The sequence below is a fragment of the Allorhizobium ampelinum S4 genome, assembly GCF_000016285.1.
GTDB classification, from domain to species: Bacteria; Pseudomonadota; Alphaproteobacteria; order Rhizobiales; family Rhizobiaceae; genus Allorhizobium; species Allorhizobium ampelinum.
The window spans coordinates 313001-325738 of record NC_011988.1 but is presented as its reverse complement, the minus strand read 5'-3'; the positions used below and the strand labels follow the sequence as shown (position 1 = coordinate 325738).

General features: G+C 56.6%; 12 protein-coding genes. 4 read left to right on the top strand and 8 right to left on the bottom strand.

Annotated elements, in window-relative coordinates; translation table 11 throughout:
- Positions 1-222 precede the first annotated feature (222 nt).
- The 4 genes from AVI_RS30630 to AVI_RS18760 all read left to right on the top strand — a co-directional run bounded on the left by AVI_RS30630 (position 223) and on the right by AVI_RS18760 (position 4597).
- On the top strand, positions 223-426 hold the full coding sequence (locus AVI_RS30630; RefSeq protein WP_139192518.1) for a hypothetical protein: 204 nt from the start codon (positions 223-225) through the stop codon (positions 424-426).
- Between the two features lie 156 nt (positions 427-582).
- Positions 583-849 carry a hypothetical protein gene (locus AVI_RS18770; RefSeq protein ID WP_041698468.1) on the top strand — a complete coding sequence of 89 codons (267 nt, stop codon included), beginning with the start codon at positions 583-585 and terminating at the stop codon, positions 847-849.
- A 119-nt stretch (positions 850-968) separates the two neighbouring features.
- Positions 969-3248, top strand: coding sequence for a glycosyltransferase family 4 protein (locus AVI_RS18765; RefSeq protein WP_012653710.1), 2280 nt, complete (start codon positions 969-971; stop codon positions 3246-3248).
- Between the two features lie 35 nt (positions 3249-3283).
- Positions 3284-4597, top strand: a complete 1314-nt coding sequence (locus AVI_RS18760) for a glycoside hydrolase family 130 protein (protein ID WP_012653709.1) — start codon at positions 3284-3286, stop codon at positions 4595-4597.
- Between the two features lie 17 nt (positions 4598-4614).
- Here the strand turns inward: AVI_RS18760 and AVI_RS18755 are convergent, their stop codons facing one another.
- The 8 genes from AVI_RS18755 to AVI_RS18720 form a co-directional block, all read right to left on the bottom strand.
- Positions 4615-5745: a PQQ-dependent sugar dehydrogenase gene (locus AVI_RS18755; protein ID WP_012653708.1), complete on the bottom strand. Its 1131-nt coding sequence runs from the start codon at positions 5743-5745 to the stop codon at positions 4615-4617.
- A 175-nt stretch (positions 5746-5920) separates the two neighbouring features.
- Complete coding sequence (locus AVI_RS18750; RefSeq protein WP_012653707.1) at positions 5921-6772, bottom strand: fumarylacetoacetate hydrolase family protein; 852 nt, start codon at positions 6770-6772, stop codon at positions 5921-5923.
- A gap of 15 nt (positions 6773-6787) precedes the next feature.
- The gene (locus tag AVI_RS18745; RefSeq protein ID WP_234688562.1) at positions 6788-7642 is read right to left on the bottom strand and encodes an acetoacetate decarboxylase family protein; all 855 of its coding nucleotides are present in this window, start codon (positions 7640-7642) and stop codon (positions 6788-6790) included.
- A 251-nt stretch (positions 7643-7893) separates the two neighbouring features.
- Positions 7894-8793, bottom strand: a complete 900-nt coding sequence (locus AVI_RS18740) for a VOC family protein (protein WP_012653705.1) — start codon at positions 8791-8793, stop codon at positions 7894-7896.
- A 12-nt stretch (positions 8794-8805) separates the two neighbouring features.
- Positions 8806-9396 (bottom strand): glutathione transferase GstA, encoded by a 591-nt coding sequence (gene gstA, locus AVI_RS18735; RefSeq protein ID WP_012653704.1) that lies wholly within the window; start codon positions 9394-9396, stop codon positions 8806-8808.
- A gap of 72 nt (positions 9397-9468) precedes the next feature.
- On the bottom strand, positions 9469-9888 hold the full coding sequence (locus tag AVI_RS18730; RefSeq protein WP_012653703.1) for a nuclear transport factor 2 family protein: 420 nt from the start codon (positions 9886-9888) through the stop codon (positions 9469-9471).
- A gap of 62 nt (positions 9889-9950) precedes the next feature.
- Positions 9951-11330 carry a carbohydrate porin gene (locus AVI_RS18725; protein ID WP_012653702.1) on the bottom strand — a complete coding sequence of 460 codons (1380 nt, stop codon included), beginning with the start codon at positions 11328-11330 and terminating at the stop codon, positions 9951-9953.
- A 26-nt stretch (positions 11331-11356) separates the two neighbouring features.
- A complete protein-coding gene (locus tag AVI_RS18720) occupies positions 11357-12679 on the bottom strand; it encodes an MFS transporter (protein ID WP_012653701.1) in 1323 nt (440 codons plus the stop codon).
- Between the last annotated feature and the right edge of the window lie 59 nt (positions 12680-12738).

Here is a 12738-nt window from a genome sequence, read left to right as displayed (position 1 = left end):
GCTCCCAAAATGAGCGTAACCGCTGATGTCAGCGGTTACGCCAAGCGAGAAACGGTTAGAATAACTTGGAAACCCATGATTGAGGGATGTGCCACGAGATAAATCACAATCGCGCCTTGCAATCTCGACGCAGAACCCCACTTCTATCCTGATGTCAGCCATTGTAAGGGCGCTGTCATTTTCTGGGCGGCACGCACCCTGGCCCCAATAAAGGAGGACAACATGTCTTCCGACAGTCTTTTCGAGTCAATCGACCCTTTCAAGTCAATTTGCAACATGCGCCTCGGCCTGACACCAACGGCTTCACAAAGCGTTTGCCTGAAATCTCTCACGACTAAACCGGGTCTGCGCCGAAACGTCACCCGTTTTATGATGGCTCCATCTGCGCAAGACATTCGCTTTGTCGGTCATGATGGCTTTCGATAAAACAGTTTCAGCCTCGCTACGGAACGGCCGGGTTTCAGCTCACAGTCTATAGATGCGGCGCCTCCATTTTTTAAATTGCGCAACACGGTTCATGCCGTGCCGAACCCGCTGTGCCAGCTTGCTATCCTGTCATGCCAGTTCAAGGAAGCCAGATCGATGTTTACCAGAACCAAGACACGCATCGTGCATTTCGAATGCCCTTTCACCCTTCCGGGCCTTGAGGGTACGCAGCCCGCCGGTGACTATCAGGTCAAGGATGATGAGGAACAGATTACTGGCATTTCCTGGCTCGCCTATCGGCGGGTGGCAACGCTGATCGAAATTGCCAAGGGATCGACAACAAGCCTTGTCGCCATCGACAATTTGGATCTGGACGCCGCCATCGAGAAGGATCGGGGGACATCCATCACCGCAACTGGATAGCCACGCCAGGTTCAAGAGGAACCGGAAAGACACTCACTGTTCACACCATCGCAGGCTCCCAGTCCAGGGACGAGCCGGCAGTCAACCCACCGGCGACGGCGTTCTGAAGGGAACCTTTGATGATCAAGACCAAGCGTATCGCATTTATCGGTAATTCGCTTCCAAGGCAGTGCGGGATCGCCACGTTCACCACCGACCTCAGCCACGCCATGTCCAATCCGGCGCTGGGTATCGAGACCAGCATCATCGCGATGACCGATGACAAACTGAACTACGCCTATCCGGCCAACGTGGTGTTTGACGTCCGCGATGGTGAGATTGAGGACTATGTGACCGCTGCCCGTATCCTGAATAATGGGGATTACAGGGCCGTCTCATTGCAGCACGAGTTCGGCATCTTCGGTGGCCCGGACGGCGAGTTCATTCTTACCCTGCTGTCACACCTGCGAATTCCCGTCATCACGACATTTCACACCATCCTTGCCGAGCCGACACCATCCCAGAAACGGGTGTTGCAACAGGTGGCTGGGGCATCGAGCCGTGTCGTGGTCATGGCAGACAAGGGACGAGAGTTTCTCGAAAATGTCTATGGCGTGGATCCCGGCAAGATTGATGTCATCGCCCACGGCATTCCCGACAAAGCCTTCCACGACCCGGAGCTTGCCAAAGGCAAGATGGGCTATAGCGGACGGCAGATCATTCTGACCTTTGGACTTCTCTCCCCCAACAAGGGTATCGAGGTGGTCATCGATGCCATGCCGGCCATTCTGAAGGTACAGCCCGACACGCTGTATATTGTGCTTGGAGCGACACATCCCACTCTGCTGCGCCGGGAGAAGGAAGCGTATCGCGACAGCCTGCGCATCCGCGCTGAACAACTCGGCGTCGAACGATCCGTCGTCTTTCTCAACCAATTCGTCGATGTGCCGACACTCCTCGATTTCATCGCCATGTGCGATGTGTATGTGACGCCCTATCGTGACGAGGCGCAAATGACATCCGGGACGCTCGCCTACAGTTTCGGCATGGGCAGCGCCGTGGTATCGACCCCTTATTGGCACGCCCGTGAGCTTCTAGACGACCATCGCGGCATCCTTGTCCCGTTCAGCGATGCGCAGGCGACTGGCGAGGCGATTGCACGATTGCTGGGTGACGATCAGGCGCGTCAGGCGATGCGCAAGGCCGCTTATGAGACGGGCCGGTCGATGATCTGGCCGCATATCGCATCGCTCTATCTGAAAAGCATCGAGACGGCCCGCGCAGCCTACCGGCCGCGCCTGATCCGCGATCTCATAACGCAAAGCATGACCCGCCCGCAGCACGGCACCAGTTTGAAACTCGGTCATTTCAATACCATGTGCGACGACACTGGCATCTTTCAGCATGCGGTCTTCTCCGTGCCGGACCGTGCGCATGGCTACTGCGTCGATGACAATGCGCGCGCGCTGATCCTTGCTTGCCATCTGGCTGGCGCCGGAGAAACCGGCATCCATGACGGCAGAACCGCCTCTTTCGCCAGCTTCATCCAGCATGCCTGGAACCCCGACCTGAAACAGTTTCGCAACTTCATGAGCTTTGACCGCCGGTGGCTGGAAGACAAAGGCTCCGAAGACAGCCATGGCCGAACGCTCTGGTCGCTCGGCATCTGCGCGTCCTCCGACAGCGACCGGCCGCGCCGCCGCTGGGCTGCGGCCCTGTTTGCCAAGGCGGCCCCTGTGGTCGAACATTTCCATTCGCCACGGGCCTGGGCCTTCACTCTGATCGGCCTCGATGCCTATTGCAGGGTCACGCCAGAGGACGACGCGGCAGCACAGCTGCGCACAGTACTTGCTGAGCGTCTGATGAAGCTAGAGCACCAGGTATCGACAGCCGACCGCCATTGGTTTGAAGAGGGGCTTTCCTATGAAAACGCCCGCATTCCGCAAGCCCTGATCGCCACAGGCATGGCAACCGGCTCGGACGAACTCATGGATACCGGCCTCAGAACGCTAGGCTGGCTCATGCAGCAGCAGACGGCTTCCGGTGGCCAGTTCAGGCCGGTCGGCACCGATGGCTTTTTCGATGTGGGCGAAGCGCCCAAGCTCTTCGACCAGCAGCCGGTGGAAGCGACAGCCACAATTTCGGCCTGCCTTGCCGCCTATGATGCTACCCGCGACAAAACATGGCTAGAGGCCGCCACACGTACCTTTACCTGGTTTACCGGCAGCAATGATCACGGGGTTTCCCTTGTCGATCCGGAAACCGGCAGTTGCCGGGACGGACTGCATCCGGATCGAGCCAACGAAAACCGCGGAGCGGAATCCGTGCTCTGCTATTTGATCTCCTGCTTTGAAGTTGGCCGGGCATCCCGCCTGACGCAGGCCGCACCGAAGCTGGCGGAGCTCCAGCAGCTTTCTTAAGCACTCTTCCAGCGCCAATCAAAAAAGGATCAGCCTTGCCCAATTCAAGCCTCCTCAATCGGCAGGCCCTCTATCTCCGGCCTGATCCCACCCGTGTCATCGTCCGGCCCTTCAAGCCATCGACGGAACCACGCCATCTGAACCCACGCGACAAAAACCGGGCCAATGAAATTGTTGACCGTGTCCTGTCTCTCGATCCAGCCGGCACGACTAACCAGCTGCGAGACATTCTCGACAATTTCGAAGGCCGGCATCGCAACCTGCTGCGCCAGTTCGAATTGCGGGCCGATGCGATGGAGGATGCCTTCTCCCAACATCAAAGCTTCAGTCAGCAGCAGAGACAATTGGTCGGGGCGTATTTCATGAACGAATATTCGTTCGAATCCGCGGCCCTCTTCAATCCGAGCATCGTAGCACATCCCGACCAGACCGGTATGGCGCAAGGGTGCTGCCGGTTGATCATCAGCCTGCGCGCGGTTGGGGAAGGACACATTTCCTCCATGACTTTCCGAACCGGCATGATCGATGCCGAGGGAGCCGTCACCATCGATCCGCCGGTTCGCCTCGCGGGTCTGCCGCACATCCATGCCAGTGATGGCCTGTCACCGGCAGGTTGCATCGGCATCAGCTTCGATAGTGAAAGCGATCTCAGCGAACGTGTGATCTTTCCGGTCACGGAAGCTCAATCGAACGGGATAGAGGATGCCCGGTTCGTGGCTTTCGATGACGATGGCAAGACCGTCTATTTTGCCACCTATACAGCGTATAGCGGCTCATCGATCCGCTCGGAGCTTCTGGAAACCCAGGATTTTCTGAGTTTCACACTGACGCCGCTGCGGGGTCCGGCAGCCCGCAACAAGGGCATGGCGCTTTTTCCACGGCGCATCAACGGGCGCTTTGCGATGATTGCGCGCCAGGACAGCGAAAATCTTTTTCTGCTGTATTCAGACGACCTGCATCACTGGGACGAGGGTCTTGTTCTGATGAAACCGGAATTCGCCTGGCAGTTCGTTCAGATCGGCAATTGCGGATCGCCCGTCGAAATTGACGAGGGATGGCTGCTCTTCACCCATGGGGTCGGCCCGATGCGGCGCTATTCGATTGGCGTCACCCTTCTCGACAAGGAGGACCCCAGCATCATCCTGGCGCGCACGGTCGAGCCTTTGTTGCAACCGGAGCCAACCGAGCGTGAAGGCTATGTGCCCAATGTCGTCTATTCCTGCGGCGCCATGCGCCACGGCGATCTCATCGCCCTGCCCTATGCGGTGTCCGATACCTATTCAAACTTCAGCACCGTGCAGATCAGCGCGCTGTTAAGCTCAATGCACCCCGCCGGGCAAACTGGGTGACGATCACCAATAATTCTTCACCCTTTGACGGGCGTCAAACGCAATAGGCGCCCCTCACTATCGTCTTCGATAACCCACACCGCCCCATCAGGGGCGACCGCGACATCGCGGATGCGCGCCTCCATATCGAAGCGATCCGCCTCTTCTGCTCCACCAGAGGCGTCGAATGTTACCCTAATCAAAGCCATGGATGCAAGGCCGCCAATCAGGGCCGAACCGCGCCATTGCGGAAACATCTGACCATTGTAGATCGCAAGCCCAGCCGGAGCGATCACCGGGTTCCAGTAAAGAGCCGGGGCAATAAACTCCGGTCTCGTCGAATGGCGCGGTATCCGTGTGCCGCTGTAATTGTCGCCATTTGACACCAACGGCCAGCCATAATTGCCCTTGGCTTTTATCAGATTAAGCTCGTCGCCGCCCCGCGGTCCCATTTCATGCAGCCACAGTTTTCCATCGAGCCCGAAAGCAAGACCGTAGGGATTGCGATGACCGGTCGTAAAGGTTTGGGCTTTCACGCCGCCTTGATCCGCTTGTGGGTTATCCGCAGGCGTCGAGCCATCCAGATTGAGCCGCAGAAGCTTACCCCGCGCCTGGTTGGGGTCCTGTGCCGTATCCGGGCGCATCCGGTCGCCAACCGTCAGGTAAAGATGCGTGCCATCAGGATCGAAAGCGATAATGCCGCCGGATTGTCCGCCACCGCCGGCTGGCGTCTGGCGCCAGATCACCGTCATGTCTTCCAGCGATGCGCTTGTACCGGATGCGGCCAGCTTGGCGCGGGAGAGAACAAGACTGCTGCCGGACGCTCCCGGTTCCGAATACGTAAAATAGACCTCGCGGTTCTTTTGAAAGCCGGGTGAACTGGCGATGTCGAGAAGACCGTTCTGGCCTTCGGCGGCCACGGCGGGGACATTGGCAACCGGGGTTTTCCGCCCGTTTTGAAGCACAAGAAAGATCAGGCCCGGCTTTTCTGTTACCAGCATTCGACCGTCCGGCAAAAAGGCAATCGCCCATGGGGTGTCGAAGCGTGCGACCTCTTTAGCACTGAAGGGCTTGGTCGAGGAGACAGGATGATTGCCAGCATTGATGCTTTGTGCGTGAGCCGAGGTGATCAGAGCCGCCCAGACGATCATCACAGATAGAAACTTCATATCTCCTCCCCATACAAAAACGAAGATGTCAACGCATCCTCGCCTTGAAGAAGGCATTGCACATATCTCAGATGCGGCAGAAGCCTGAGATATGTGCATAAGGAACACGAAATGCCATCTTAATGACTCTTCGTAGGATGTAGTGCGTTATGGTTTGGATTAAACCAGAAGGGTCCTAGTTTTCCGCGACGCAACGGTTTTCAATGCCCCCTAAGCCCTGCACTTCAACGCGGACGACGTCACCGGGCTTCAGAAATGTCTGCGTCACAATTCCGACGTTTGATGGTGTCCCTGTGATAATGACGTCACCAGGCTCCAATGTCATGACCGTCGATAAATAGACGATCTGGTCATAGATGTCGTAAATCATGTCGCCTGTCGATGAGCGCTGGCGCTCCTGTCCATTCAACGACAAGGTCAACGTCAGGTCATGCGGATCGGCAATTTCGTCATCCGTGGTGATCCAGGGGCCGATTGGGCCATGGGTATCGAATGATTTGCCCAATGTGTAGGTGGGCGAACGGAATTGCCAGTCGCGGGCGGTCACATCGTTTGCGACAAGATAGCCGGCAATCACGCTCCGAGCATCTTCACGGCTCACATGGCGGCAACGTTTACCGATCACGAAACCAAGTTCTGCCTCGTAATCCACCATGTTAGAAACACCAGGCACGACGACGTCACCGTAAGGTCCGTTTATGCAACTGACCTGTTTGTTGAACCACAATTGGCTTTCAGGGGTCTTGATACCCGCCGCAGCCGCTTCTTCGGCATGGGCCTGATAATTCATGCCGATGGCCAGGAATTTTTGTGGATCGGCGATCGGCGCTTCCAGCCGCACATCCGCAAGCAGGTAAGACGGCTCTGTGACCGCTTCCAGCGCTGGCCGCAGTGTGGGATAGGCCTCCAACAGCAGGCGCATTGAATGGCCATATTCTGGAACAACGGCAGTCAGATCGACGATCCGCTGATTATCAACTTTGCCCAGACGGGTGACGCCGTCGATTGTGAATCTTGCCAATTTCATAAAAATATTCCCTGTCTAAGACGGATCGACTGCGCGCATTGAATTGACTGAAACTGCGATACCGGGGCCGGAAAAGGCTACCATCTGTACTTTCGTGACCTCAAGAATATCCAGATCGGCCATTCCATTGACGACATGGGCGCTGAGCGGCAATTGTTCGAATGTCGCCCGGTGCCACGCCACGCTGCCTTTTGCCGTCCAGCGTTTGAAATCAAAGCCATCGAAATTAATATTGCTGACCCTGCCGCCAGTCTCGGGCGGTGCTGCTGCGGTGGTGACATAAGCAATATCGGCACCCTCGCGTCCGCCGGGACTGGTGCGTGGTACATATTTATAATACATCGACGGGCCATTATCGGCACCGGGAAGTGCTGGCTCATTGCCAGCCTCAACCAGATCCGTCAGGGCGATATCGAAGAATTTGAAGCCCATCCAGGACGCAGAGCAGGCGGCGGTGCCTTGTGCCTTGTCGTGCTCGATTTCCGGAATGTCGGCAAACATTTTGGGAAAACCAAGCTCATCGCGCCCGGTCATGATGGCGTCAGGCGCGCCTTCCCACAGGACGGGGCAGAAGGTGCCTTCAAGCGTCTCGGTCTTGCCGCGATAGGTGACGGGAAAATCCACAACGACAATCCCGTAGCCGCGGCCCGCAAGCCAGTAGAGATTTTTGAACCAGGCGCAAGAAACCGTCACCAGAGGCTCGCCGCGCAGTTCCATGCCTGGCGGAAGCAATGCCTCCAGCTTTTCAGGCAAGGTTCTGTAGGTAACGGCCATCCACTCGGCGTTCATTCGACCTGTCTCCTCGGCCGCCCACATGCCGCCGCCGGGCTTTTGGCGCGGTCCAGGAGCTGGTCCGAAGGACAGTGGCATTCGATATCGGAATGCAGGATTTAATGTAAAACTCATTTTTTAACCTCTCCCAGCCAGCCAGGACGCCGGCACGACCGTTAAATACCAAGTCTCGACGAGATTGACCACATCCAGACCCTGGGAAAACTTCGAATATCTCAAATCTATCAAAGCCTTGAGATATTCAAGAGCGGAATACGAACTACCATTTTCAGTGATACTTCGCATAAATCTCAGCCAGAAAACGCCGAAACGGCCTTCCCTGAAAAAATCTAGATGGTCGGATCGAAAGCGATCCCCGGACGCAGGAACGAGGGAGTGGGTGGCGTGCCCCAGAGATTGAGCCAGCGACCCGCCAACCCCTCCGAAATATCCCAGCTGCGCGGTTCATAGGTTGCATCATTGTCGATCCGATCGAGTTCGATGGAGTTCTCGACCAGGCATCCATGCGGATCGGCATAATAGGTGAAGACATTGCCACCCGCCCCGTGACGGCCAGGACCCCAGACCAGAGCGCGCTCTTTTCCGGCAAGATTGTCGGCGATCGTCTGAAGATCCTGAAGTGAGTGCAGATCAAAAGCATAGTGATGCAATCCGCTTTCGCCCGGCCCCATGGCGATGGTGTGATGGTAGCCATCCTCGGCGCGGTACCAGCGCAAGGCACCGTCTTCCGTCATGTCAGACAGCTTCAGACCCAGAACTTTGACGCAGAAATCCCCGTAGGCCGCAGTATCAGGCGCGAAGGAATTGATGTGCTCGATCCGGCGCGGACGGGCGCCCGGTGTCGAATAACTGTAGTGACGGGGCTGATTGCGGGCGATTGGCGTATGGACTTCGAAAATCGTCCCGCCGGGCGCAACAAGGCGAACGGCGCGGTCATAATGTTTGCCCAGAGGCCTGTCCGACAATATCTCCAGTCCATCGGATTTTGCGCGGCGATAGACCTCGTCTACGGCATCCGCATTGACAGCCTCCAGCCCGCAGGCAACTGCTTTTCCGTCGCCCTTGATATAGGTGACTTCGTGGTGGCGGTCGTTGCTGGAAAGATAGACGGTCTCGCCGTCGACTTCCGTGATCCTCAAGCCAACGACATCGCAAAGATCCTGTGCCGCGCCCAGAGGATCCGGCGAGGAGATGATCACGTGGCCCATTTGTCTGATAAGATAGGTCATGGCTTTCTCCACTTACTGTAGCGATTGGACGGATGGACGGCTCTCTATCCGCTTGAGATAGGCCTGGATGTTCGGCCAGGCAGCCAGATCGATGGCCTGTAGCTTTGCCCATCCGAGAATGACGAACGCATAGGCATCCGCGATCGAAAATGTTGCCCCGGCAAGATAATCACTTAGCCCCAGACGGCGATCGAGAGTGCCGAAAACCCGCGGCAACAAGGCGGTTTTGGTGATTTCGGCAAAGTCCGGTGGCGTATTGGGCCGCATCAGGGGGGTGAAGGTCTTGTGCAATTCGGTTGCCACGTAATTGGTCCATTCCAGCACGCGGTAGCGGGCAAGATCGCCGGGCGGTGGCAAAAGGCCGCTTTCCGGGGCCTGATCGGCCAGATATTGCAGGATGATCGCGCCTTCCGTCAGCACGTTGCCATCATCGAGCACAAGGGCGGGAACCTGGCCCTTCGGGTTCACCTGAAGATAGCTCGTTCCATCCGGAAGCGTTTTCTCCCTGAGATTGACCGGAATGGACGAGGCAGCGATGCTGGTTTCCTGCAGAACGATGCGGGATGCCGTGGAGCAGGTGCCGGGCGTATGGTAGAGTTGCATGCTTTAATCCTGATGAATGGTGGTCGATGGTTGCCGGTATGCTGCCTGCGATGACAGCATACCGCTGTGCCGTCAGGGCTGTTTTGGTGGCGCGATCTTGTTCACGCCGCTCCAATGCTCCGCCAGACGCTCGTCTCGAAGCCGATAGGCGTCAAAAACGAAATAGTCGTAGGTTTCGCCCGGCTTATCGGGGTCTGGCTGCGGCAGATAGGCGGCGACCACCACCATGTCGCCTTCCGCCACCATGAAGGCGGGAGGGATGCGCATCTCGGCCGGTTCGGGGACTGGTCCATTTGGAAACACCGATTGCACAAACCGTTCCAAGCCTTCGCGGCCGGTCGGAATATGGCGGCTGTGCTGCTTATAATCCTCTGTGACGAAATCCTTGACGGCTGCGGGGTTCTGGCCATCGAACACCCGGCGGTAAAATTCCCGGACCAGATGTTTGTGGCGTTCAAGTTTCGCATGGTCATGGGTCTTCGTGTCGTGCATGACGTCGATCTCCTGTCGATAAAGTGATTGTGAAAGTGCCGCCGGTTCAGATCGAACCAGGCTCAGGGCCCCTTGCGGGGGGAAAGACCGAGGCTGCCGCCCAGGTCGAAAGCCAATGCCGCGTAAATGACGACACCGTTCTTTTCTCTTCCGGTTGAGTAATCAGCCAGAATGGAATTGTTTGGATTGATGATATAGGCAGCGCCGAAATCGAGAATCCCGTTGCCAAAGAAGCCTGTACTTGCATGCACGTCGACCATGAACGTGTCCTGCGGCTGTTTCTCGTTGACGCCCGAAAAGAACCGCCGGGCATTCTGTTCATACTGCGCGCGCTCTTCACTCAAGCGGATGTAGTGAACGGAGGCACCGACTGTTGCGAGCGGGTTTTCCTTCCAGAAGCCTGAATACTCGACACCGGCATAGGCCTCCCAGGGATAAGCCTGACCATCGCCGAACGTATGGAACAAGCCACCATAGACGGCGAGGTTTTCGGGAATCGGGCTACCGGACGCCTCACTCCACACGACCTTGCGAACCTGCCCGTAAACGCCGCTCGTTCCGCCATCATGATTAACAATTTTTGTATTGGCTCCAAAGGTCGGGTTGCCCCAACCGCTATTGTAAAGTGCGTCTTCATAGGAGGTGGAACGGTGGTAAGCGCCGACCTCGTATTTCAAAGGGTTGGCATTCTGCATGAAGGTTTCGTCATGGCTGATATTGGCAATGGCGATATAGCCTTTGGCATCGCCGGTTCCCCAATCCCATCCATCGCCATTCTGCCAATTGTCAGAATTGTCCTCGATGGCTCCAAATCCCAGCGTGGTTGTTTGATCCAGTCGATAGGCCAGTCTCCCACCCCAGACAGACAGTGCTTCGCCTGGCATGTTGAGGGTGATTGCCGGCGTTGAGGGCACGCAGCCAATGCCGCCGCAGAAGCCTTTTTTCATGAAGTCGCGATTAAGGCCCATCCGTCCCGCTTCAACAGTCAGCCGATCGTTGAAAAGGTCGCCTTCAATGGTGAAACGGGTCAGATCGGTGTCCGAATTCACGATCGGGACAGGGAAAAAGGCATTCGAAAGATCAAACAGATAATTGTCGACATTTTGAGTCGGGGCGTTGATTGTCTCAACCAGATTGACCCGAAGATCCGGTGTCAGATTACCGGTAACGCCCAAGATGAACATGCCGTAATTGGCTGATGAGCCACCCGCAGCCCCAAAAGACGGCGCATTCTGATAGAAATCGACAAAATCGAGTTGAAGGTCGATACCGTTGTCATGCAGCGTTCTACCCACGCTGGCCAAGGGGCCGGAATAGACCGGACCGGGCATGCCTCCCTCGCCAGGTGGTGTGTCGCTTGACGGCAGCGCCGTATCGGCTGCTGCGGCCGGCAGCAAGGATGCAAGCAGCAAAGGCACTGCCAGCAGATTTAAAGTTCGCATTGTCACCCTCCCATTTTTATCATTTGTTATTCCGCTGCGATTGGACTGCCGGAGACCTCCTCTTTGTTTCCCCGGTTTTGCGGTGGTGATGCTGCAAGAATGGCAAAGAACGCGACCACGCACAGGGTGATGATCGTGATAAACACCCATTCATATGTGCCGGTTTGATCGAAAACCGCCCCTGCCGACCCCGCGCCAATCGCCGCGCAGAGCGTCGATACCGGCATCATCGAACCCAGAATGGCGGAAAACGATGCCTTGCCAAAATAATTGCCCAGAAGAGCCATCAGGCAGACCTGCGAGGCACCGTAGCCAATGCCGGCAGGAAGCGCGTAGAGCAGGATGCCGGTAAAGCCAACGGGCTTGATGACCATGCAAAAGCCGAAAATGATCAAGGCCATGCTGGCGGCTGAGATGAGCGATGGTGAAATACGATCGCCCAGGAAACCAGCGGTCATATTGCCAATGAACGAGGCGACGATAATGACCGCGACGGCGTTAGCGGCTTCAGCAGGCGAATAGCCGATATCACGCAGATGCACCACGCCATGAGCCATCAGGAAAATCCAGGCGACCCCGGCAATGCTCATGTAAATCAGAATAAGCCAGTAAGCCTTGGTTCCCAGTGCTTCCCGAAGTGTCCAGTGGGTCGTGCTTTTGAATACCTTGCTGTTTTCGCGTGCGAAGGAAGGAGCAGGATTTCGGGAAATGTAATTTTCGACCCGCCGCTCATCGAGCGCTATATAGGCCGTTATCATCGCAATGATCGCCGATCCGGCAATGAGCCACCAAGCTGTGCGCCAATCGCCTGATATCGCCATCAGTCTTTCAAGCGCAGGTGGAGAAAAGAAACCGCCAATTTCGACTGCTGAAAATACGATGGAGACAGCCAAGGCCCGGCGTGCGTGAAACCATCTCGTTACGATTGTCTGGGCTGGCAGCATGCCGGCAATGCAGACGCCGGAACCGGCCAACAAACCAAATGCCACGGCATATTGCCAGCCATTGTGCACGACAGTCGCCATGGCAACCGATCCCAGGAACAGCACAAGGCATCCGAAAGCAACTGTTGACCGATAACCGAATTTGCGGATCAACACCGCGACGACAGGGGCCTGAAAGCCCATCATCATCACGAAAAGGCCAAAGCCCATACCGAAGACCGCTCGATCCATATTGAGATCGGTGATCATTCGGGCGTTGACGACGGCGGTACCGATACTTGGCACCGCCACGACCAGCAGCACGATTGCCCATAGCGCGCCCAACACCTTGGCAGCCTGAAAACTGTATTCGAAACCTTTATTTGCCCGAAAATTGGCAGGGGCATGCGTCTTATTCGACTGCATAAAAAATCCTCCTCTTGTTAACCGTCGACGGGCCGCCTCCACAGCCCGCCTACAGCTCA

Bases quoted from the DNA above. Each gene is read 5' to 3' on its own strand.
- AVI_RS30630 (WP_139192518.1), top strand. From the start codon at position 223: ATGTCTTCCGACAGTCTTTTCGAGTCAATCGACCCTTTCAAGTCAATT.
- AVI_RS18770 (WP_041698468.1), top strand. From the start codon at position 583: ATGTTTACCAGAACCAAGACACGCATCGTGCATTTCGAATGCCCTTTC.
- AVI_RS18765 (WP_012653710.1), top strand. From the start codon at position 969: ATGATCAAGACCAAGCGTATCGCATTTATCGGTAATTCGCTTCCAAGG.
- AVI_RS18755 (WP_012653708.1), bottom strand. From the start codon at position 5,745: ATGAAGTTTCTATCTGTGATGATCGTCTGGGCGGCTCTGATCACCTCG.
- AVI_RS18750 (WP_012653707.1), bottom strand. From the start codon at position 6,772: ATGAAATTGGCAAGATTCACAATCGACGGCGTCACCCGTCTGGGCAAA.
- AVI_RS18745 (WP_234688562.1), bottom strand. From the start codon at position 7,642: ATGCCACTGTCCTTCGGACCAGCTCCTGGACCGCGCCAAAAGCCCGGC.
- AVI_RS18740 (WP_012653705.1), bottom strand. From the start codon at position 8,793: ATGACCTATCTTATCAGACAAATGGGCCACGTGATCATCTCCTCGCCG.
- gstA (WP_012653704.1), bottom strand. From the start codon at position 9,396: ATGCAACTCTACCATACGCCCGGCACCTGCTCCACGGCATCCCGCATC.
- AVI_RS18730 (WP_012653703.1), bottom strand. From the start codon at position 9,888: ATGCACGACACGAAGACCCATGACCATGCGAAACTTGAACGCCACAAA.
- AVI_RS18725 (WP_012653702.1), bottom strand. From the start codon at position 11,330: ATGCGAACTTTAAATCTGCTGGCAGTGCCTTTGCTGCTTGCATCCTTG.
- AVI_RS18720 (WP_012653701.1), bottom strand. From the start codon at position 12,679: ATGCAGTCGAATAAGACGCATGCCCCTGCCAATTTTCGGGCAAATAAA.